Below are 19956 nucleotides of genomic sequence, written 5' to 3'. Positions count from 1 at the left end.
AAGCTGCCGCCACAAGCCGTAGCGGATTGGTTCAAGGATAGTCCGCTTTCCCGGCCCGCAACAAATGCCGCGACCACTCCGTTTCGAGAGGCACAGACAAAACCGGGATTTCAGAAATTTCAGACAGCATTGTCAGCAAGTTGGCGTCATCAGAAATCGGCATGAAAACACACACGGTCGGTATGGGTATTATTCCGGTCTTTCTGTAACCCACAGCATAAAAGTCTTGGTGAGGATTGTATTCCAGCGCATGATCGCATTTCACGGAGTGCGTTTACGTCCGGCGCTGGCGATGAATGGGGGACAAGATACGGGATACTTCAGTTGGGCGGCCGGGAGGCAGTCGTGGAAGGTGGGCTGAGAATAATTGTTGCTGACGACCATCCGTTGTTTTCGGAAGCAATTGCGGAGCAGATTGAGAGTTCCCTGAGCGGCGCACGTTGCGAATGTGTGGATACGCTTGATGGGGCGCTTGCCCGACTGGAAGCGGGCGAAGCAGACTTGCTTGTGCTTGACTGGGACATGCCCGGCATGGAGGGCCTTGCCTCCATCCGCAATTTGCGCGAACGCTTCCCCGCTGTTCCCATGGTTATTCTTTCCGGCTTCATCAATTCGATCGGAACCGATGAAATCCTTGCCTGCGGCGTACAGGGCCTCGTCCCGAAATCGATGAGCGGCAAAGCCATTACCAGCGCGATTTCGGTCGTTCTAAACGGCGGCACCTACATGCCGGCACACGCAAAAGCCGCCGGCATGACGCTCCCGGCAAGGGCAAACGGAAGCGCAAAGGCATCGGCAGGGCTGACGACACGGGAAATCGAGGTGCTGCATTGCCTGTCTGAGGGGTTGACCAACAAGGAAATCGCCCGGCGCCTCGGACTTCAGGAAGTCACGATCAAGATGCATACGAGCCGGCTTTTCGGAAAGCTCGGCGTCCGCAACAGGGTGCAGGCCGTGTCGCTCGCCATCTCCGATGGTCTTCTGGAGCAGCTCTGAACTAGCGCGTGGCGCCGTAGGAGATCAGCCTGTGGAGGGCCTCCGCCGGAGAGTTTGCCGACGGCCGGATGAGATTGAGTGGACGGATATTCTCGAGATTTTGCCGCACCTTTTCCAATTTCGGATCAGCGATGACAAGGAACGGCCTGCGTTCGCCGTGCAACCTCTCGAGGTGCGCGCCGTCAAAACGGTCGCCCGCAAATATAACGGACGAATATTCGCCGATGACGCTTGCGGTCATCTCATCTGGCCCTGACAGCCGTGAAAGATGCGCCCCGAAAGATGCAGCCAGGGCTGCGAAGGACGCCACCCAGGCAGCATCTTCCGTCACCAGAGCAACGTGGCCAAGCGCATCGATGCCGGCTTTCCCGCCGTCATCCCCGCCATCGCCGGCCCGCGGCGATTCGCCCGCCAGCGGAACAAAGAACTCGACGCAGGTGCGCGTCCCGCGCTTCATCGCCACCGCTCCACCCAGCCCAAGGGCGATCACCTCGACATAGTGAAGCCCGAGCCCGAGCTTGCGGCCCGACCGGTCCGCGCCGGCAAACGGCAAAAAAAGAGCGCCCGTAACATCGCCGCCGGGGCCATCGCCCGTATCTTCGACGGAAAGACGAAGATACGGGCGGTCCGCCTCGACTACGCCGCGGCTGGCCAGTGCGTCTTGCAGCGCCGCATCCGCCCCCATGCACCTGGAAACGGTCGCAACGACCTCGCCCGCGCGGTCGCCTATCGCCTCGATCGCATTGCGGAGCAGATTGAAAATGACGATCGCATATAGCAGCGGCGTACCGGTTGACGTCACCGCCTGCTCCAGCCCAACGACCTGAATACCGATCCTCTTCGGCGCCATCGAAGTGGCGAGATCCTGCGCGACGTCAAGTATCGTATTTGCCGCTATGCGGCCACGCGCACCGATCATCAGATGATCGACCGCCACAGGCTGGTTGATCTTGACCTGCAGATGCCAGCACGCCTTGCGGATTTTCGCCGCGATGTCGGCGGTGCGCTCCGGCGTTGCAAGTTCCGCCATTGCGAGCAGCTCGGACAGCACGAGGATGGTCCCCGTGAGATTGTTCGCGTCATGCGCGAGAACCCGGGCAAACCGGCGCACCAGATCCAGCTCTTCGGCTTGGCTACCACTCATGACAATCGACTTTCAAAACCGCTCAGCTCAGATGCTTGAGAATGGCAACAAACTCATGAAAACGCGGAATGACTTTCTCATCGAAAGTGAATCGCGCAAAGTCCCACTGGGCGACGCCACGCAGCGCGACGACATTGTCCATCGGACCTGCGAGCGCCGCTACCGCTTCGAGCAGCTGGCGCGCCGCTTCCACATCTTCCGGCCGCATCCCGTGCAGCTCGTCACCGAGCTTCGTTGCCGACACTTCCAGCTCCACGATTGCCGCCGTCATGGCATCGCTCGAAATGCCGCTTCCCTGCACCACGAAGTCCGCCATGTCCGCAGAAACATTCTTGAGCGCGAGGCGCATTTTCGCAAGCGCATCCACTGCCCCTGCCGGTCCGCCGCCCGGACGGGCAAGCAGAACGTCGATCAGGCTTGCACAGCGCGCCTGGGAATCAGTAAGACGCGGGCGAATGTCCTCGGAATAGAGGCGGACACCGGGATAGCGGTTGCCACTTGTCGCCAGCGCCGCCACGCGCTCCTGCTCTTCGAGCAGAATATGGAGATGCCGCTCAAGATCGCTCAGCTTACGAAGTTTCTCGCCGTCGGACCAGCCGCTCGATGATTGACGCAGACGGCTGACATCGGCTCTCAAGCGATCGATCGACTTCTCCCAGCCGATGCGAAACTCGTCTTCGCCGGTCAGAACAAAACTCCTGAGGCCTGTCATGGTTGCTTCCGAACGGGTTGCAACCGCATGTCCCGGGAAAGCCTCGATGCGATAGGTCGCGTCACGCTCGTCAGGCCTGGAGATGCTGCCGGTATGCATGACCTGCGGCAGGATCGAAGCGGAAGCGCGCGATACCGGACCAAGACCGGCGAATGGCGAAGTGGCGACCGAAACTATGGCGATGCCTGTGATGATGACGCATAGCATCACCGTGCTCAGAACAAGAGCCGAGGGCGTATCCATGCGGTCGATTTCAACCTCGACGTCCGCTCCGGGCATGATCTTCTTCAACGCGGCAAAGGGGCTCATCTGGATGTGCTCCTGTTTCTGGTGCTGGCGCGCAAGGAATTTCAATGCCGGAAAACCTGCGCCGTACTGCGCTTCACAAGACGGCTTGCACGGTTAAGAACGCCTGAATCGTACCCCCCCCGGAAACGTATGTACACGGAGAACGGCGTATCGCCGTCCGTATAGTGGATACATACGAACGTATGTCGTCACCATACGAATAGATCGTTGAAAACCGACCGAATCACACAAGCAGTCGAGGCAATCCGCCGCTACGGTGAATTTCAGGGGACGCTCGAGAAATGACGGAGAGCGAAATGTGTACTGTACTGGTTGCGGATGACGATGTCGGCGTACGTTTCATCGTCTGTGAGTTTCTCAAGGCCGCGGGGCTTGAAGTTGTGGAGGCCAGGAACGGCGCGGCCGCCGTTGAAATGCTGCAGGAATGGACGCCGGACCTGCTCGTCACCGATATTTTCATGCCGGACGGCGACGGCATCGAGCTGGTGCGATACGCCCGGAAAAACCTGCCATTCCTGCCCGTTATAGCCATGTCCGGCGGAAGCGTTCTTCTGCCCGAATTCAACTCGCTGCGCAGCGCCGAAATGCTGGGTGCGACGGTGACGCTTGCCAAACCTTTCACCCGGAAGGATTTTGCGGCAGCCCTCTATAACGCACTCGGGCGGACGCATACCGGCTGGGTAAGCAGCCGGAGACTGGCGGGTTGAAATCAGGACGCCGGGCCCTGTTTTTGCTTTTGCTGCTGACTGGGTTTGCTGCAGCGGGAACGGCGGGCACGGCTGCGGCCCGGCCCGACAATCTCGCCGACTGCCTTCGCACCGCTTCGAGTGACTTGCGCGTCCTGCCCGGCTGCGAAGATTTTCTCGCCGTGCTGCATGCAAGTACGCCGCTGACCGAACGGGGAACTGTGGACAAGGTGCCTGCGCGTACACCGCGGCCGCTTGCTCGACCCTTGGAAACCGCACCGCCGCGCATGCTTGCAACGGTTCAAACCGCCGCAAGGCTGATCCTTCCCGTTGCGCGGCCGCAGCCGCCCTGCTTGCGCGACGCATCATATTTTCTGCAGGGCAAGGAACGGCTCTCCCGCAGTGGCGGGCTCTACTATGCCGTCGAGGCGGAAAATCGTGACGCACGCGTCGCCTTTGCGGTGCCGCCGCTCTGCCGGATCGAGAGCCCCCTTGCGGGCGAAGTGGTCTTTGCCGGCACCTTCGCGGGCTATGGCGGCACGGTGATCCTGCTCGACATGGCGGGAAACCACATCGTGCTGGCCGGCTTCGAAGAATTGCAGGTGTCGCGCGGCGAAAAGATCGGCAGGGGCACGACGTTGGGTTCCGCCGGCGCGCGCAAGCTTGAAGCCCTGACAAGCATGTTCACGACGGAGGCGGACGCCCTGCTCTATCTCGAAATCAGGCCACGCAAGGGCAAGGCAGACCCGGTGGAATTCCTCGCCGGAAATTTCTGAGAGAAGCGGATCAGGAAACGCCCTGCAGCGCATCCCGGAGCTGGCGCAGCGTGAAGGGTTTGGGCAACAGCGTCACATCGGAAAGATGATTGACCTCACTCGCACTTTCTCCGGTCAGGAAGCCAGACATCAGCACCTTGCGGATGCCCGGCCTGTGCGCAGCCGCACTTTTCACGACCGAAATGCCTGAAATGGAACCCGGCAGCGCCAGATCGGTCAGCAGTACGTCGATCGGCGAGGCGCTCTCGATGATATCGGTCGCGGACTTCCCGTCTTCCACGTCGATCACGCGATAGCCAAGCGCGCCGAGCATCTCCTTCAGTGCCGCACCCACAAGCTTGTCGTCCTCGACAAGGAGGATCGACTGCCCCGCTTCCGAACTCATGCCCATCCCCTCCCAGAAACGCCCTCGAGCGCGCAGAGCATAGGGAAAAACTAGCGCTTCCCGCATCTGAAATTTGCGCGCGCGAGCTTTCTTGAGACGAATGTTTCACTATGATGGCAAAGCTGCAACGCGACCAAGGGCCACGGGACAAGCCCGTGCCCGCCATGATTGAATATCGCCATGCTGGACCGCCTGCCCTCGAACGTCATTCCCTGGATATTGCTCGCCGCAAGTGCCGCGACAATCGGCGGCGCGCTGTTCTTCGAGCATGTGCTGGGCTATATCCCTTGCGCGCTTTGCCTGGACGGGCGCCAGCCGCATTATTATGCCATGGGCGCGGCGCTGATCGCCGGGATCCTGTCGCGCGAGGCGAATATCGGCATCCTGGTGCTTTTCTTCCTTGGCCTTTGCGCGGCGCTCTATCTCTGGGGGGCGGGCATTTCCTTCCACCACATGGGCGTCGAATATGGCTGGTGGGCTGGGCCCGAAGACTGCGCCTCAGTGGGCGGCTCCATCGCCGGTTCTCTGCAGGAAATGCAATCGGCGCTCGACCGGGGCGTGAAGCCGCCACGTTGCGACGAGGCGGCATGGACGCTGTTCGGCATTTCGCTGGCCGGTTTCAATTTTCTGATAACGCTCGCACTGGTAGCTCTTTCCGCGCTGCCGCTCTGGCGCTATTTCCGTGAGAGCAGGGGAGAAGTGTGATGAGCGGCGACACGGAAAGCACCACCGCCCGCCTGTCGGCACAGCCCGGCCGCGCGCGCGCATCGGAAATCGAGAAAATGATCCGCGTCGATCATGCGGGCGAATATGGCGCCGTGCGCATCTATGCGGGCCAGCTTGCCGTGCTGCGCAATGTGCCGGGCAAGGAAGAGCTTGTCGCGAAACTCGAACACATGGCGAAGGACGAGGAAGTGCACCTCGCCCGCTTCAACGAGATCGCGAATGAGTACGGCGTCCGCCCGACGGCCTTTGCGCCGGTCTGGCATGTCGCCGGTTTCGCGCTCGGTGCGGCGACAGCGCTCCTCGGCGAAAAGGCTGCCCATGCCTGCACGGCGGCGGTGGAAGAAGTGATCGACGAGCATTACCGCTCGCAGGTCGAACGGCTCGACCAGCTCGGCACGGAAGAAAAGCCGCTGCGCGACACGATCGAGAAATTCCGGCTTGAGGAAATCGAGCATCGCGATGAAGCGATAGCGTCCGGCGCGAAGGAAGCGCCCGCCTATCCGCTGTTGTCCGGAGCGATCAAGGCTGCCTGCCGCCTCGCGATCAGGATTTCCGAGAAAGCTTGAGCTTACGGCTCCAGTTCGCTGTCCCAGTAGAGATAGTCCTGCCAGCTTTCATGCAGATAGTTTGGCGGGAAGGCCCGGCCATTCTTGTGCAGATCGCCGACCGAGGGACGATAGGGCGCCTGCATCGGAAACATCTCCGCCTGCTTCGGCATCTTGCCGCCCTTCCTGAGATTGCAGGGGGCGCAGGCCGTCACGACATTTTCCCATGTCGTCTGCCCGCCGCGCGAGCGCGGGATCACATGATCGAAGGTGAGTTCGTGCCGCGCGCCGCAATATTGGCAGGTGAAACGGTCACGCAGGAACAGGTTGAATCGCGTGAAGGCGGGAAAGCGCGCGGGTTTCACATAGGATTTGAGCGAGACCACGCTCGGCAGCCGCATTTCGAAATTGGGCGAGCGCACCAGCGTGTCGTAGGACGAAACGATGTTCACGCGATCGAGGCAAACGGCCTTGATCGTGTCCTGCCATGACCAGAGCGAGAGAGGGTAATAGCTGAGCGGCCTGTAATCCGCATTCAACACAAGGGCCGGACACGCATCCGGCGTGGCAAACGATCCGTGCACGCCACCCTCCTGAAGCCGAAGGCCGCCAACAACGGCAGGCCTCCTTCAGACCTGAGATTACTATATATGGTGCGACGGGTTTGTGAAGCTGCCAGTCATGGACCGGCGAGACGCCCGGCAAAGGCATCCGAGATGAAGCGACCGCCGAGTTCAAGCCCCGTCTGGTCGATACTGTGGCCAAGGCCCGGCGAGACATGCCATTCGACGGGCACCTCCGCCGCCCCGAGCGCCCGCACCGCCATATACATGCGTGTGACGGGCAGCATGTCATCCACCTCGCCATGAACCAGCAGCACCGGAGGGCGGCACCGGATGTCCTGCGGCAGGCGCTCGGGCATGGCGAGCGCGCCGGAAAAACCGACGATGCAGGCAGGCGGCATGCCCATGCGAAGCCCGACATGGAGCGCCATCATCGTGCCCTGGCTGAAACCGACCAGCGCAAGCTGGGAGGCATCGAGCCCCCGTGCGGCGAGTTGCCCCGAAATGAAGGCTTCAAGGACAGTCGAAGCGCCCGAAACACCCGCGGCTATCTCCGACGGATCGAGCCTCGTGATGGGGAACCATTGATAGCCCATCGGGCTGCCGTCGCAACGCTCCGGCGCATTGGGCGCAATGAAATCCGCATCCGGCAGAAGCGCCTGCCAGAAAGGCGCGAGCGCGATGAGATCGTTGCCGTCCGAACCATAGCCATGACAGAGGATCACAAGCTGTTTTGCCTTGCCGCTTGCCGCCGCCACCATCGGTCCCGTCAGGCTCATCTCTCGCTCTCCCCTTTCGCGGCGCCGCGCCGCGCGCTATCAATTCGCACCACCCTATCAGCAGTTTAACGCAGGATGAAAAAGCGGGATGCAGGTGCTCCGCTTCGCCCCGAGCCCGAATGGATGGCTCCATCTCGGACATGCCTATTCCGCGCTCTTCGCCTTTGAAATGGCGAAGCGGCTGGACGGGCGCTTTCTGCTGCGTATCGAGGATATCGATGTCGGCCGCTGCCGCCCTGAATATGAGCAGGCGATCTATGACGACCTGCGCTGGCTCGGTCTCGAATGGGAAGAGCCCGTGCGCCGCCAGTCGGAACATTTTGCCGGCTATGAGCGCCACCTGAAACAGCTGCGCGAGATGGGGCTCGTCTATCCCTGCTTTGCGACACGCAAGGAAATCCAGGATGCGATCGCGCAAAGCGGTATCGCGCCGCGCAACTGGCCGGCGGACCCCGACGGCGCGCCACTCTACCCCGGCATCTACAAGAACATTCCGCGCGAGACCCTGAACCGGCTGATGTGGGAAGGCCGCACCTATGCCTGGCGGCTCGATATGGAAAAGGCGAAGGCGGAAGCAGAACGCATCAATGGTGGCCCGATCACCTTTACCGAAGAAGGCGCAAGTGCTCTGGGGCACAAGGGGGTCCTCCCGATCGAACCGGAACTCTTCGGCGATGTGGTGATCGCGCGCAAGGACGTGCCGACAAGCTATCACCTCTCGGTGACGGCGGACGATGCGCTGCAGGGCGTGACGCTCGTCACGCGCGGGCAGGATCTCTTTCCCGCGACTTATATCCACCGCATCCTGCAGCTGCTGCTCGGCTTTCCCGAGCCCCGCTATCACCACCACGGGTTGATCCGCGACGATACCGGGCGGCGCCTTTCCAAAAGCGCGAAGGATATGGGTTTGCGCGCATTGCGCACGGCGGGAAGGACACCAGCCGATATCCGCCGGCTAATCGGCCTTTAACCATGAATACCCGCGCAAAGACGCTGGCGCGAAATATGCTTCGTGATGTTCGAATGATCGGTTTCATCCCTTTCAGGGACGAAACCGTGCCTTTTCGAGCCCGTGGAGCCCATCATGGCGACCCTTGAGACGCCCTCTGTACCGAAATCGCGCATCGACTGGATCGATGCCGCGAAAGGCCTGACCATCATTCTGGTGGTCATGGAGCACACGACTTTCGGCGTTCAGAATGCCGTCGGTTATCTGCCTCCCATCTTCGGTACGATCGCGGAATTCGCCAAACCGTTCCGGATGCCGCTCTTCTTCCTGGTCGCTGGCCTCTTCGCCTGGAAGGCGCTCTATGGCGACCTGCGCAAGTTCGTGGACGGCAAGATCGTTCATTTCGCTTACTTCTATGTGCTCTGGTCCGTCATCCAGATCGGTCTGAAGATCGTCGTTCCTCACGGCGGCCCCTGGACGGTGACATATGTCGACCTCCTGATGATCCCGGTCCAGCCTTTCGCGGTGCTCTGGTTCATCTATTCGCTGGCGATGTTCTTTTGCGCCATGCGCTTGCTGCGCAGCGCGCGCCCCTTCTTCGTGATCTTCTTTGCAACCGCGCTCTATTTCCTGCGCCTCGACACGGGCTGGATGCTGATCGACGAATTCGCCTGGCGCTTCATCTGGTTCGTGCTCGGCGTCTATGGCGCGAAGCAGGTTTTCGAACTTGCCGATTGGGCGCGCGCATGGCCTGCGAAGGGAATTGCGCTTTCCGCGGTACTCCTCGCCTCGCTCGCCGCCGTCGTCTTCTCGCACCTCGTCGACATTCGCGGTATCGAACTGCTTATGGGCTTTGCGGGCGCTGGTGCAGCGATCACGCTCGTCTCCATCGCGGCATCGCGAAATCTGGCCGCGCCGCTCACCTTCGTTGGCAAGCACTCGCTCTTCATTTTCCTGTCCTTCTTCCTGCCGATGGCGGCGACCCGCATGGCACTCATCAAGCTCGGCCTGGAAAATGGTGATCTCATCACCTTCATCGCCACGACGGTTGCCGTTATCACGCCGATCATCGCCTACCGGCTCGTGACGAACACGCCGCTCGACTTCCTCTTCACGCGGCCGGACATGTTCCGCCTGACGGCGCCGAGCGGCGTAAGGCACAAAGTGGTGATGGCAGCTGGCGGCGACTAGCCGCCGAGAAACCACCCGAGCAGGACGGTAAGCGTGACCAGGCTGACGCCCGTCGACAGAACCACGGCGCTCGAGGCCGCGCCCGGCGCCGCCTGATAGCGGTTCGCAAGGATCGAGGAATAGACGCCTGTCGGCATGGCGGCGAGCAGCGTCGCCGCCGTCACCCAGAGCGGCTCCAGCCCGAACACATATTGCGTCATCACGAAGACAAGCGCGGGGTGAACCGTGAGCTTGAAGAAGGTCGTGATGGAGGCAGCACCCACCGAACGGCGGATGCTGTAGCGCGTAAGCATGGCGCCGAGCACGAACAGCGCGCAGGGGATCGCAGATCGCGCAACCATCTCAAGCGTCGTATCGACAATGCCGGGCAGCGGCAAGCCGAGCTGGCCGTAAACGACGCCGCAGGCAATGCCGATGATGACGGGATTGCGCACCGTGTTCCTTAGCCCTTCCTTGAGGATGGCAGCAAAGCTCGGTGCGTCCTCGCCGTCGCGCGCGCGGGTCAGTTCCAGCAGGAAGGTGGCGATAGTGAAAAGGATGATGCCGTGAAAGGCGAGGATCAGGAATACCGGCGTACCGGCTTCCGGCCCAAAGCCCGTGAGGATGATCGGCAGACCGAGCATGATCGTGTTGCCCTGACCGCAGCCAAAGCCGAGCATGACGCTGTCAGCGACCGGGCGCCGCAGAATGTAGAGCGCGATCAGCGAACCTGCGGCCCAGACGGCGAGCATGGCGCCGTAGTAGGAAATCCACAGGCCCCAAGGGAGTGACGACGGAAACTCCGTGCCCGCGAGATTGCGGAACAGCAGGATCGGCATGGCAAAGGTGAAGACATAGGTGTCGACCCCGTCGACGCCCGCCTGGCTGATGAGTTTCGAGCGCGCGCCCGCATAGCCGATGGCGATGATGCCGAAGATCGGCAGAACGAGCGAGAGCGCGACTTCCATGAGAATTTCCGGGCGGCAGTATCAATTGCGCGCGGACACTACGCCCGCACTGCCGCTGCGTCAAAACCGGCAGAAAATCACCAGTCGTAGAGGCCGGTGAAACGATCGAACCCGGCGGCAGACGCCCAGTTCTCCCACTGATCGCGAATCCGTTTTGTAGCTGCGGGGCTGCCTGCCCCCTGGCCTATACCGAGCATGAGGAGTTCGCCGCATCCGGCGAATACGGGCTCCGGCTTCGGCAGCGAAGCGCCGCGCGGCATCCGCGCAACCGTCGAATCCTCGATACCATCCGTAAGCAGGATGAAGCGGACATCGCCGGCCGCGCAATCGACCTGATGCGACATGGTCTCCATGAAGGATACGATATAGGTCCAGTCCTGCGCCTTGAGCTTTCCATCCTTCACGAGCTGCGGCAGGGCGGCGACAAGCGCGCCCACACCATCGGCCACGGTTTCGGGCCGGGCGCGGGCCGAGATCACCTCGTCGACCTTGAGCGGATTGGCGCTTGAATCGTAAGCCCCGAAGGTTCGCACCATGATGCGCGAGCGCACGGGCAGCTTGTCGATTTCGCCTGTGAGGCGCTGTGCGGCGCGCGCCGCGTAGGCCGGATCGTCGATCAGCGGATTGCTCTTCGAAAGATCAAGTCCGATCACGACGGTCTGCGGCGACGGCGGCGCATCGACAGCCTGTGCGGCTGCTGTGCCTGCAAGCAAAGCCGGAATGAGGAGGAGGCCAAGAAAACGGCGCATGTGGCTCACTCTCCGGCCGTGCCGATGGGGATGCGGCGCGATGCACCGCGCGGCGGCAGAAGCTCGCCGATCGGCTCAGGGATCGCTTCCAGCCGCGCCGGGCCCGCCTTCATCGCGTTGCGTGAGCGGCGCTCCCACCATTCGTCGAACAGCTTTTCATAGCGGCCAAGGTGACGCGAATCCTCGCAGATCTTGAGCTTGTCGCGGAAGGATGTCGCCGCGCCATTGAGCGCAACCTCTTTCCGGCGCCCGAGAATGCCGCGCGAAGCCTGGCCGAGCGTATCGCCCTTTCGCCGCGCCTCCTCGAGCCCCTGCTCATAGGAACGGCATTCGCGCATGAGCCCGGTCCAGAGGAGATGACGGCGATTTTCCGGCCCTTCCATTTCGGAAAGCGCATGGCGGTTGCTGTCATATTCAGCCTCAAGCGCCGAGAGACGCTCCATCGCAGCGCGGCGATGGCGGAAATCACGCGCAAGGAAGACACGGCGCAGCGAATCGACCGCATAATGGAGGCAGAGCGCGGCAACGCCGGTGACGACAAGGAAGACGATGCCGAGCGAGGCAAGCCAGGCCATTGGCTGCCAGCCGCGCATCTGATCGATCTCGCTCGCGGCGCGCTGCGTTTCCTGTGTGGCTTCGGTCGAAATGCCGAGCCCCGCCAGCGCATTGCCGAGCGAAGAGCCGACGGAACCGTCGCTCGTGGCCGCAATGCCGTTCGGCAGCGACATCAGCGCAAGCAGCACACCGACGCCAAGCAGCATCGTGAGCGCGAGAATGAAGACGATGCGAACGAAGACTGCCTTGCCGAAGGATCCAAGCTGTTCATAAAGGATATGGGCGGCGACGGTCGCGAAAAGAACCTGCATCGACTTGAAGGCGACAGAGGAACCAAGTGCACCCGGCAGTTCGAGGAATTCATTGGCAAGCGCCCGCGTCCAGAACTCGCTGACGATCATGTAATCGACGATGAGCGCACCGACGGCCACGAAAGCGACCGTGACGAAGGTGAGAAAATAGAAGCTCGAAAAGCGTGCCTGCCGCTCGCTTGCGACATAATTGCGGCTGATCTGCGCGCGCATCTCGTCGGAGAGAAGGGAAATGCCCTGGTTCATGCCTTCGCCCTCCGGCTGAAGAAGCCCTTCTTCTTCGGCGCTTCCTCGCTCACGCCCTCCAGCGGTGCGGCGAGGTGCTTTGCCAGCCCCGCGATCTCGCGCTCCAGCGTTTCCTGCCGGGCGCGCCGCCGCGCAAGCTCGGCGGCATAGGCCGCATCTAGCTCGGAGAGACGCGAAAAGACATGAAGCTCGGGAAAGGGTTCGGCATTGCGTCCATAGGACCAGGCCGTCTGGCCCTTGTCTGCCTGCGCACCGCCCTGCCCGCCATTGGCCTCGAAACCATTGCTCATCAGGTGCCTCATCCTCACAGCCCGAATTAACGAGGTTTTAACTCTAACAGGCCGGGTGACGGGCGCGGAGTCCGGTATTGCCAGGGGGAATTCAAATCATGATTGCCAGACCGGCGCCCATTACCCAGCCGGGTAACTTTTCATCTGTCTCATTGGAGGACTCCAATACGGCGGAAACATTATGGGAATATGGCAACTTTGTGATCGGCGTGAGCCGATGCCCCGGGACACCAATGAACACCTATCTCGGCGGCTTGCCTTATGCGAAACAACGTCAGCTTGGCGCCCGGCCAAAGCGGTTCTGCACAAACATGGAAAGGTCAGGATACCGATGAGCGACAAGGATGCGGAATTCTGGGACAAGGCGGCCCCAAGCTATGCGGCCTCGGCCATTGCCGACATGGCGGGCTTCGAGACGACACTGAAGCGCACACTGGAATTGTTGCCGCCTGAAGGACGTGTCCTGGAACTGGGCTGCGGGACGGGAACAATCGCCCTTCGGCTCGCGAATGCCTCGCAGACCTACCTGGGCACCGATATTTCCGCGCGGATGATTGCAATCGCCAATGAGAAACTTGCAGCCCCCGCGAACACCGGCCTGAAGAACCGCCTGAGCTTCCGGCAAGGAACCGCGGGATCATTGGCCGCAGAGAAGTGCAGCTATGGCGCCGTTCTCGGCTTCAGCTATCTTCACCTTGCGGGCGGCCTGCAGGAAACCTTGGGATATATCCGTCAACTTCTCGTTCCGGGCGGACTGTTCATCTCGAAAACACCTTGTGTTGGTGATATGAACCCGTTTGTCGGACTTGCCATTCCTCTCATGCGCATGATCGGCAAGGCGCCGCTCTCCGTCGCGTCCTTTTCGTCGGTGGAACTGGAAGATGCGATCCGCGAGGCCGGCTTCGACATTCTCGTGATCGAGCGTCACGGTTCGAAGAAGAAAGACATCCGGCCTTTTATCGTTGCACACGCATCCTGACCGGGTTCAGAAACCGCGAAGTCTCACGCCGCCTCGTCCGTGTTGTAGTCCACGAGACGGACGACTTCTGCCATGATGTCGTTGATCTGGAAATCCTTGGGCGTGTAGATCGCGGCGACACCGGCGGCGCGGAGCTTTTCCTCGTCATCTGAAGGAATGATGCCGCCCACGACGACCGGAATGTGGCCGACACCCGCCTCGCGCATCCGCTGCATCACATCTTCCACCAGCGAGACATGGCTGCCCGAGAGAATGGATAGGCCGACGACATGTACGTCGCCGTCCCGCGCCGCGTCCACGATCTGCTCCGGTGTCAGGCGGATGCCTTCATAGACAACATCCATGCCGCTGTCGCGCGCGCGGACCGCGATCTGCTCGGCACCGTTCGAATGGCCGTCGAGGCCCGGCTTGCCGACAAGAAACTTGAGGCGGCGGCCGAGCTTCGCCGAGACGGCATTGACCATCTCGCGCACCCGGTCGAGATCGCCCGGCGCATTGCGCGCGGCGCGGCTGACGCCTGTCGGCGCACGATATTCGCCGAAGGTCTCGCGCAGCGCCGTGCCCCATTCGCCCGTGGTGACGCCCGCCTTCGCACAGGCGATGGATGGCTCCATGATGTTGCGGCCTTCCTTTGCGGCGGCGCGGAGATCGGCAAGCGCCGCTTCGACCGCAGCTGCATCGCGCGTCTCGCGCCATTTTTTCAGCGCCGCAATCTGCTCGGCCTCGACGCCATGATCGACCACATGGATCGAGCCGGCACCGGTCGATAGCGGCGAGGGTGCCGATTCTTCGTATTTGTTGACGCCGACCACGATCTGCCGTCCCGCCTCGATCTCTTCAAGGCGCGCGGAATTGGCTTCGACAAGGCGCTCCTTCATATAGGCGCTTTCGACGGCGGCCACCGCGCCGCCCATTTGCTCGATGCGGGCAAGTTCATCCCGCGCTTCCGCCTTCAGCGCCTCGACCTTTGCATCCATCACCTTCGAGCCGTCGAAGATGTCGTCATACTCGAGAAGGTCGCTTTCGAAGGCGAGGATCTGCTGCGCGCGGAGCGACCATTGCTGGTCCCAGGGGCGCGGCAGGCCGAGCGCCTCGTTCCAGGCGGGAAGCTGCACGGCGCGGGCACGCGCATTCTTCGACAGCGTGACGGCGAGCATTTCCAGCAGGATGCGGTAGACATTGTTCTCCGGCTGCTGCTCGGTGAGACCGAGCGAATTCACCTGGACGCCATAGCGGAAGCGGCGGAGCTTCGCATCCTCGACGCCATATCGCGTCCGGCAGATCTCGTCCCATAGATCGACGAAGGCGCGCATCTTGGCGATCTCGGTGATGAAGCGCACGCCTGCATTGACGAAAAAGCTGATGCGGCCGACGACCTGCGGAAAATCCTTCTCCGGCACCTGACCGCCCGCCTTGACGCGGTCGAGCACGGCGATCGCCGTCGCCAGCGCGAAGGCGAGTTCCTGCACCGGCGTCGCGCCCGCTTCCTGCAGATGATAGGAGCAGACATTGGTGGGGTTCCACTTCGGCACTTCCCGGTAGGTGTAGGAAATGACGTCGGTGAGAAGCCGCATGGAGGGCGCGGGCGGAAAGACATAGGTACCGCGCGAGAGATATTCCTTGATGATGTCGTTCTGGACCGTGCCCTGGAGCTTCGCGCGGTCCGCGCCCTGCTCGTCCGCGACCGCGATGTAAAGCGCCAGCAGCCAGGGCGCCGTCGCATTGATCGTCATGGAGGTGTTCATCTGCTCCATGGGAATGCCGTCGAACAGCACCCGCATGTCGCCGATATGGGAGACGGGCACACCGACCTTGCCGACCTCGCCCCGCGCCAGCACATGGTCGCTGTCATAACCGGTCTGCGTCGGCAGGTCGAAGGCGATGGAAAGGCCGGTCTGGCCGCGCGAGAGGTTCGTCCGGTAAAGCTCGTTCGAGGCCCTGGCCGTGGAATGGCCGGCATAGGTGCGGAAAATCCAGGGCTGGTCCCGCCTCGCCCCGCCTGCGCCCTTGTCCCCTGCCCCGCTCATGCCTGACCTCGCGTCATCAAACCGTTGCGAGGGAAATATCACAGCCATTGCTGCGCTGCAAAAGGCGCGGGGTGCCCGGTCAGAACGCCCCGGTCAGAATGTCGGCGATGATGCCGGTGGCGATCGAAACCAGCAGAATGTCACTGCCCACGATGATGCGCTCATAGCCCGGCCGGGCCGGCAGCCCCGCCACGAGGTCGCCCGGCAGATAGCGCTTGGCTATGCCCGGCGGCAGCGGCTTGCCGCGGGCCAGATTCTTGGCGATGCCGGGCGGCAATGGCTTCGCTTCGTAGGGATTGGCTGTGAAATAGTCGCGGATAAGCCGCGTTTCGTCCGCACTGAAAGACACCGATATGCCGGCGCCTATATCGAGCATGGACCCAGCGCCGGATGGATTTTCCGGCTTTCCTCCCTTTGCCTGCGCCAGACCGGCCGGCAGGAGAAAGGCGAGAGAAATCATGATCGCCAAGGGACGAATGCGCATACCGGCCTCATTTCCTCTATCGGGTTCCCGATTATCCAACCGCGACCTTGTGGCAGCAATTTGGCCGTGAGTCCCGACGATTCAAGATGAGCGCCTTATTCCATCACGTCCAATCGTTGCGAAATACGATTTTCGGAGCCGGATCAGCCATCGCGTCGGCCGCATCGCTGAATGGCACGACGAGGCTCGTAATGCGCTCCGGGTGCATATGTCCGCAATTGATATGGCCAATGACATCCGGCATTTCGCGCCGGGCGTGGACACGGCCGGTATGGAAGGTGATGCCGGCACCATACATGCGCAAGAAGGGTAGAACCACCTTGTCCTCGTAATAGATGGCGACGCTGGTGCAGACGCCGCACGGCGCGGTCGAACGAATGGCAAGCCGGAGCATCTCCGCATCGCCCGATGCATCCACCGTGATGGGAAACGACCCGAGCGCAGGCATGTCATGACCGGCCTTGAGCTCAAGTGCCTCCGCGCCGACTGCCTTCGCAAGCCAGAGACGCTGCTGATCCGTGTCGGCATAGACGACCTGCGATGCACCAAGCGAAACGGCCGACATCGCGGCATAGAGACCAACGCTCTGGGCTGCGCCGCCTATTACAAGAACGGCGGCGCCAGGATTGGCCACAAGGTTCGGCGCGACGGCACGCCAGCCATCCGGGATATTGTCGGGTGCGCTCGCAAGGGCTTCCGCCGTAACGCCGTCGGGCTTACGCACAAGCATATGATCGGCGAAGGGAACACGGAGAAGCTCAGAAATCGCGCCGCCGAATTCGACGCCGGAAAGGGGTTTCATGCCGAAGCAGGCACGGGTTGGCACCGCGGTGCAGGCATTGGTCCAGCCACGGCGGCAATTGTCGCACTCTCCACAGCTGATCTGAAAAGGAACGACGACCTGATCGCCCGGCCGGAACCGGGTGACATGGTCGCCCGTCTCGACGACCACGCCGACCATCTCATGGCCCATCGCAAAGGGGCCCGGAAAGGGCGCCCGCCCATTCGCGATGTAGAGATCGAGATCGCACCGTGCCACCGCGACTGGCCTGACCAGCACATCACCGGGAGCGGAAATAACCGGCAAGGGCACATCCCACCATTCGAATGTGCCGGGTTTGATGAATGTCAGCTGCCGCATCGGCTGGGTCTCCTGAAATATGGCGAGGTATTGGAGATAGGACCTGCCAGCCGCCCGTGACAAATGAATAGACCGGCATATAGATGAATTGATTTCATCCGTAAAATTGCGCAGCCGGGAATTTCCGGCGATAAAAGTCCCGTTTACATGAAGCAGGATCACTTTCATGGACAAGCTCCCGTCGCCGGCGGCGCTGCGCACGTTCCATCTGGCAGCGCTTACGCTGAGTTTCCGGCGCACCGCCGAAGCCTTGGGCGTCACCCCGTCGGCCGTCAGCCACCAGATTCGCGCCCTCGAGCGGGAGCTCGGCACACCGCTTTTTCGCCGCCTCACGCGCGCGATCGAGCTGACGCCCGAGGGGGAATTCTACTGGAGCTTTATACGCCGGGGCTTCGAGACGATGGCCGAAGGCACAGCGCGGCTGCGGGAGCGCGAGACGGACAATGTGCTGCGCGTGAGCGCCCTTCCCTTCTTCACGAGCGTCTGCCTGATTCCGCGCCTCAGCGCCTTTCACAAGGCATATCCCGGCATCGAACTCGTCATCGAAACGTCCAACCGGCTGGCAGACTTTTCACGCGATCCTGTGGATGTCGCCGTCAGAAACCTCCGCAAGCCCGAACAGGGTCTCGTTTCAAAGAAGCTCCTCGACATAAGGGGAGAAGTGCTATGTGCGCCTGAACTTGCTGGCGAAATTTCCGGGCCGTCCGGTCTTGCGGAGCAAACACTCATCCACGTCGCGCCAAGGCCGGACGCGTGGGCGAACTGGCTGAAGGCGGCTGGCGTCCCTGGCTTGCGGCCTGCCGGCGAACTTTGGGTAGACACGGTGCCTGCTGCTCTTCAGGCCGCAGCAGAGGGACATGGCTTTGCGCTCGGTATGGCGCCGCTCATCTGGATCTCCGACCTTGCACCGCGGTTGGTCCGGCCGTTCGAGAAAAAGGTGCCCGGAGACTCCTCCTATTACCTCGTGCATCGACCCGAAGATGCCGCCAGGCCGAAGATCCGCGCCTTCACCGCATGGATTAGCGGGGAAATGAAAGCGGTTTCACGATTGCGGGGACCGCAGACGCAAAGTCGATCGTTTCGGAACAAGGCTTAGGATACCGCGCCGCCGCCGGACGCGTTAGGCTGCCGGGATCGAAAATGACAACACGAGGGATGGACGACCCCATGACAGATATCAACCAGGACCTGTTTCAGCTTGCCATGTCGGAAAAGGCGCGGCCGCTGATGGCCGCCGTGCAGAAGCACATTGCCGAGAATGTCGAGCCGATCACCGAGGAATTCTTCCGGCTGAACGACGAAAAGACCGACCGCTGGTCCTGGCATCCGCGCCAGCTCGAGCTGCTGGAAGGCGCCAAGAACATGGCCAAGGAATCGGGCCTCTGGAATTTCTTCCTGCCGGATTCCGAAATCGGCTCAGGCCTTACCAATCTCGACTATGCCTATATCGCCGTCGAGCTCGGCAAATCGCCTCTTGCCTCCGAATCCCTCAACTGCAGCGCGCCCGACACCGGCAACATGGAAGTGCTGGAGCGCGTCGGCACGCCCGAGCAGAAGAAAAAGTGGCTGGAGCCGCTTCTCAATGGCGAAATCCGCTCGGCCTATGCGATGACCGAACCCGACGTGCCAAGCTCCGACGCGAAGAATGTGCGCACCAGCGCCGTGCTCGACGGCGACGAGTGGGTCATCAATGGCGAGAAGTTCTACATCTCCGGCGCCGGCGATCCGCGCTGCAAGATCATGATCGTGATGGTGCGAACGAGCCCGAACGCCCCGCCCAGCAAGCAGCAGTCACAGATTCTCGTGCCGATCGGCACGCCCGGCGTCGAAATCCTCGGGCCCATGAAAGTCTTCGGCAAGGACCACGCGCCTCACGGTCACATGCATATCCGCTTCAACAATGTGCGGGTGCCGAAGGAGAACATCCTGCTCGGCGAAGGCCGCGGCTTCGAGATCAGCCAGGTACGCCTCGGCCCCGGCCGCATTCATCATTGCATGCGCTCCATTGGCAAGGCGGAAAAGGCGCTTGAACTGATGGTGAAGCGTTCGGCCACGCGCGAAGCCTTCGGCAAGCCGATCGCAAAGCTCGGCGGCAACCTCGAGATCATTTCGCGCGCCCGCATCGAGATCAACGCGATGCGGCTCGCCGTGCTTCAGGCCGCAAAGGCGATGGACGTGCTGGGCAACAAGGAAGCCCGCGTCTATGTGAGCGCGGTGAAGGCGATGGTGCCCGAAAAGGTCTGCCTCATCATCGATCAGGCGATCCAGATGCACGGCGCCGCCGGCATCTCGCAATGGACACCGCTCGCCGACATGTACACCGACATGCGCCACCTGCGCTTCGCGGACGGACCGGATGAAGTGCATCACATGGTCGTCGGCCGCGCCGAGGTGCAGAAGCACGGCCTCTGGTAACGGCCCCGTATGGAACTGAACGGCAAAGCGCCGCGTGGAGTGCCCCACGCG

The 19956-nt window shown here is 61.9% G+C and carries 22 protein-coding genes; 10 read left to right on the top strand and 12 right to left on the bottom strand.

Features of this window, described 5'->3' with window-relative positions; genetic code table 11:
- Positions 1-345 precede the first annotated feature (345 nt).
- A complete protein-coding gene (locus ACK4FH_RS06340) occupies positions 346-996 on the top strand; it encodes a LuxR C-terminal-related transcriptional regulator (RefSeq protein ID WP_409811942.1) in 651 nt (216 codons plus the stop codon).
- 1 nt (position 997) lies between these two features.
- On the opposite strand, the gene ACK4FH_RS06335 is transcribed toward ACK4FH_RS06340, so the two are convergent.
- Both ACK4FH_RS06335 and ACK4FH_RS06330 read right to left on the bottom strand, forming a co-directional pair.
- Positions 998-2140, bottom strand: a complete 1143-nt coding sequence (locus ACK4FH_RS06335; protein WP_409811940.1) for an ATP-binding protein — start codon at positions 2138-2140, stop codon at positions 998-1000.
- 22 nt (positions 2141-2162) lie between these two features.
- Complete coding sequence (locus ACK4FH_RS06330; RefSeq protein ID WP_409811938.1) at positions 2163-3161, bottom strand: hypothetical protein; 999 nt, start codon at positions 3159-3161, stop codon at positions 2163-2165.
- A 281-nt stretch (positions 3162-3442) separates the two neighbouring features.
- Here ACK4FH_RS06330 and ACK4FH_RS06325 point away from each other — a divergent pair, with 281 nt between their 5' ends.
- Positions 3443-3868: a response regulator gene (locus tag ACK4FH_RS06325; protein WP_409811936.1), complete on the top strand. Its 426-nt coding sequence runs from the start codon at positions 3443-3445 to the stop codon at positions 3866-3868.
- Complete coding sequence (locus tag ACK4FH_RS06320) at positions 3865-4623, top strand: peptidoglycan DD-metalloendopeptidase family protein (RefSeq protein WP_409811934.1); 759 nt, start codon at positions 3865-3867, stop codon at positions 4621-4623. Before ACK4FH_RS06325 ends, ACK4FH_RS06320 begins: the two co-directional genes overlap by 4 nt.
- A 10-nt stretch (positions 4624-4633) precedes the next feature.
- Here ACK4FH_RS06320 and ACK4FH_RS06315 read toward each other — a convergent pair whose 3' ends face one another.
- Positions 4634-5008 carry a response regulator gene (locus ACK4FH_RS06315; RefSeq protein WP_409811932.1) on the bottom strand — a complete coding sequence of 125 codons (375 nt, stop codon included), beginning with the start codon at positions 5006-5008 and terminating at the stop codon, positions 4634-4636.
- A 180-nt stretch (positions 5009-5188) separates the two neighbouring features.
- Here ACK4FH_RS06315 and ACK4FH_RS06310 point away from each other — a divergent pair, with 180 nt between their 5' ends.
- Together ACK4FH_RS06310 and ACK4FH_RS06305 are read left to right on the top strand one after the other, a co-directional pair.
- The gene (locus ACK4FH_RS06310) at positions 5189-5713 is read left to right on the top strand and encodes a disulfide bond formation protein B (protein ID WP_409811931.1); all 525 of its coding nucleotides are present in this window, start codon (positions 5189-5191) and stop codon (positions 5711-5713) included.
- The gene (locus ACK4FH_RS06305; RefSeq protein ID WP_409811929.1) at positions 5713-6300 is read left to right on the top strand and encodes a demethoxyubiquinone hydroxylase family protein; all 588 of its coding nucleotides are present in this window, start codon (positions 5713-5715) and stop codon (positions 6298-6300) included. The genes ACK4FH_RS06310 and ACK4FH_RS06305 overlap by 1 nt, the downstream gene beginning before the upstream one ends.
- A gap of 2 nt (positions 6301-6302) precedes the next feature.
- Here the strand turns inward: ACK4FH_RS06305 and ACK4FH_RS06300 are convergent, their stop codons facing one another.
- Both ACK4FH_RS06300 and ACK4FH_RS06295 read right to left on the bottom strand, forming a co-directional pair.
- On the bottom strand, positions 6303-6863 hold the full coding sequence (locus ACK4FH_RS06300) for an HNH endonuclease (protein WP_409811927.1): 561 nt from the start codon (positions 6861-6863) through the stop codon (positions 6303-6305).
- Positions 6864-6958: 95 nt separating this feature from the next.
- Positions 6959-7621 (bottom strand): alpha/beta hydrolase, encoded by a 663-nt coding sequence (locus ACK4FH_RS06295; RefSeq protein WP_409811926.1) that lies wholly within the window; start codon positions 7619-7621, stop codon positions 6959-6961.
- An 88-nt stretch (positions 7622-7709) separates the two neighbouring features.
- On the opposite strand from ACK4FH_RS06295, the gene gluQRS reads away from it, so the two are divergent.
- Entirely contained in the window at positions 7710-8591 is an 882-nt protein-coding gene (gene gluQRS, locus ACK4FH_RS06290) for a tRNA glutamyl-Q(34) synthetase GluQRS (RefSeq protein ID WP_409811924.1), read from the top strand.
- Positions 8592-8705: 114 nt separating this feature from the next.
- Positions 8706-9761 (top strand): acyltransferase family protein, encoded by a 1056-nt coding sequence (locus tag ACK4FH_RS06285; RefSeq protein ID WP_409811923.1) that lies wholly within the window; start codon positions 8706-8708, stop codon positions 9759-9761.
- Here the strand turns inward: ACK4FH_RS06285 and ACK4FH_RS06280 are convergent.
- The 4 genes from ACK4FH_RS06280 to ACK4FH_RS06265 form a co-directional block, all read right to left on the bottom strand.
- Positions 9758-10708, bottom strand: a complete 951-nt coding sequence (locus ACK4FH_RS06280; protein ID WP_409811921.1) for an AEC family transporter — start codon at positions 10706-10708, stop codon at positions 9758-9760. The two genes, ACK4FH_RS06285 and ACK4FH_RS06280, sit on opposite strands and share 4 nt — an antisense overlap.
- 77 nt (positions 10709-10785) lie before the next feature.
- On the bottom strand, positions 10786-11457 hold the full coding sequence (locus ACK4FH_RS06275) for a hypothetical protein (protein WP_409811920.1): 672 nt from the start codon (positions 11455-11457) through the stop codon (positions 10786-10788).
- A 5-nt stretch (positions 11458-11462) separates the two neighbouring features.
- Positions 11463-12569 carry a hypothetical protein gene (locus ACK4FH_RS06270; protein ID WP_409811918.1) on the bottom strand — a complete coding sequence of 369 codons (1107 nt, stop codon included), beginning with the start codon at positions 12567-12569 and terminating at the stop codon, positions 11463-11465.
- Positions 12566-12859, bottom strand: a complete 294-nt coding sequence (locus ACK4FH_RS06265; protein WP_409811917.1) for a hypothetical protein — start codon at positions 12857-12859, stop codon at positions 12566-12568. Before ACK4FH_RS06265 ends, ACK4FH_RS06270 begins: the two co-directional genes overlap by 4 nt.
- A gap of 217 nt (positions 12860-13076) precedes the next feature.
- On the opposite strand from ACK4FH_RS06265, the gene ACK4FH_RS06260 reads away from it, so the two are divergent.
- Positions 13077-13838, top strand: coding sequence for a class I SAM-dependent methyltransferase (locus ACK4FH_RS06260; protein WP_409811916.1), 762 nt, complete (start codon positions 13077-13079; stop codon positions 13836-13838).
- Positions 13839-13861: 23 nt separating this feature from the next.
- Here the strand turns inward: ACK4FH_RS06260 and ACK4FH_RS06255 are convergent, their stop codons facing one another.
- From ACK4FH_RS06255 to ACK4FH_RS06245, 3 genes are all read right to left on the bottom strand, one after another.
- Entirely contained in the window at positions 13862-15865 is a 2004-nt protein-coding gene (locus ACK4FH_RS06255) for a methylmalonyl-CoA mutase family protein (protein WP_409811915.1), read from the bottom strand.
- Between the two features lie 79 nt (positions 15866-15944).
- Positions 15945-16349: an anti-virulence regulator CigR family protein gene (locus tag ACK4FH_RS06250; protein WP_409811914.1), complete on the bottom strand. Its 405-nt coding sequence runs from the start codon at positions 16347-16349 to the stop codon at positions 15945-15947.
- A 103-nt stretch (positions 16350-16452) separates the two neighbouring features.
- Positions 16453-17490 (bottom strand): zinc-dependent alcohol dehydrogenase, encoded by a 1038-nt coding sequence (locus tag ACK4FH_RS06245; protein WP_409811913.1) that lies wholly within the window; start codon positions 17488-17490, stop codon positions 16453-16455.
- A gap of 166 nt (positions 17491-17656) precedes the next feature.
- On the opposite strand from ACK4FH_RS06245, the gene ACK4FH_RS06240 reads away from it, so the two are divergent.
- Together ACK4FH_RS06240 and ACK4FH_RS06235 are read left to right on the top strand one after the other, a co-directional pair.
- Positions 17657-18586 (top strand): LysR substrate-binding domain-containing protein, encoded by a 930-nt coding sequence (locus tag ACK4FH_RS06240; protein WP_409811912.1) that lies wholly within the window; start codon positions 17657-17659, stop codon positions 18584-18586.
- A 71-nt stretch (positions 18587-18657) separates the two neighbouring features.
- Positions 18658-19905, top strand: coding sequence for an acyl-CoA dehydrogenase family protein (locus ACK4FH_RS06235; RefSeq protein WP_409811910.1), 1248 nt, complete (start codon positions 18658-18660; stop codon positions 19903-19905).
- Positions 19906-19956: the final 51 nt, after the last annotated feature.

The sequence above is a fragment of the Parvibaculum sp. genome (assembly GCF_046297875.1).
GTDB lineage: Bacteria > Pseudomonadota > Alphaproteobacteria > Parvibaculales > Parvibaculaceae > Parvibaculum.
This window is presented reverse-complemented; position numbering and strand designations above follow the sequence as displayed.

Coding starts and splice junctions, on each gene's coding strand:
- ACK4FH_RS06285 (WP_409811923.1), top strand. CDS start 8,706: ATGGCGACCCTTGAGACGCCCTCTGTACCGAAATCGCGCATCGACTGG.
- ACK4FH_RS06245 (WP_409811913.1), bottom strand. CDS start 17,490: ATGCGGCAGCTGACATTCATCAAACCCGGCACATTCGAATGGTGGGAT.
- ACK4FH_RS06305 (WP_409811929.1), top strand. CDS start 5,713: ATGAGCGGCGACACGGAAAGCACCACCGCCCGCCTGTCGGCACAGCCC.
- ACK4FH_RS06235 (WP_409811910.1), top strand. CDS start 18,658: ATGACAGATATCAACCAGGACCTGTTTCAGCTTGCCATGTCGGAAAAG.
- ACK4FH_RS06330 (WP_409811938.1), bottom strand. CDS start 3,161: ATGAGCCCCTTTGCCGCGTTGAAGAAGATCATGCCCGGAGCGGACGTC.
- ACK4FH_RS06315 (WP_409811932.1), bottom strand. CDS start 5,008: ATGAGTTCGGAAGCGGGGCAGTCGATCCTCCTTGTCGAGGACGACAAG.
- ACK4FH_RS06280 (WP_409811921.1), bottom strand. CDS start 10,708: ATGGAAGTCGCGCTCTCGCTCGTTCTGCCGATCTTCGGCATCATCGCC.
- ACK4FH_RS06270 (WP_409811918.1), bottom strand. CDS start 12,569: ATGAACCAGGGCATTTCCCTTCTCTCCGACGAGATGCGCGCGCAGATC.
- ACK4FH_RS06250 (WP_409811914.1), bottom strand. CDS start 16,349: ATGCGCATTCGTCCCTTGGCGATCATGATTTCTCTCGCCTTTCTCCTG.
- ACK4FH_RS06275 (WP_409811920.1), bottom strand. CDS start 11,457: ATGCGCCGTTTTCTTGGCCTCCTCCTCATTCCGGCTTTGCTTGCAGGC.
- ACK4FH_RS06335 (WP_409811940.1), bottom strand. CDS start 2,140: ATGAGTGGTAGCCAAGCCGAAGAGCTGGATCTGGTGCGCCGGTTTGCC.
- ACK4FH_RS06255 (WP_409811915.1), bottom strand. CDS start 15,865: ATGAGCGGGGCAGGGGACAAGGGCGCAGGCGGGGCGAGGCGGGACCAG.
- ACK4FH_RS06295 (WP_409811926.1), bottom strand. CDS start 7,621: ATGAGCCTGACGGGACCGATGGTGGCGGCGGCAAGCGGCAAGGCAAAA.
- ACK4FH_RS06260 (WP_409811916.1), top strand. CDS start 13,077: ATGCCCCGGGACACCAATGAACACCTATCTCGGCGGCTTGCCTTATGC.
- ACK4FH_RS06325 (WP_409811936.1), top strand. CDS start 3,443: ATGACGGAGAGCGAAATGTGTACTGTACTGGTTGCGGATGACGATGTC.
- ACK4FH_RS06240 (WP_409811912.1), top strand. CDS start 17,657: ATGGACAAGCTCCCGTCGCCGGCGGCGCTGCGCACGTTCCATCTGGCA.
- ACK4FH_RS06265 (WP_409811917.1), bottom strand. CDS start 12,859: ATGAGCAATGGTTTCGAGGCCAATGGCGGGCAGGGCGGTGCGCAGGCA.
- gluQRS (WP_409811924.1), top strand. CDS start 7,710: ATGCAGGTGCTCCGCTTCGCCCCGAGCCCGAATGGATGGCTCCATCTC.
- ACK4FH_RS06310 (WP_409811931.1), top strand. CDS start 5,189: ATGCTGGACCGCCTGCCCTCGAACGTCATTCCCTGGATATTGCTCGCC.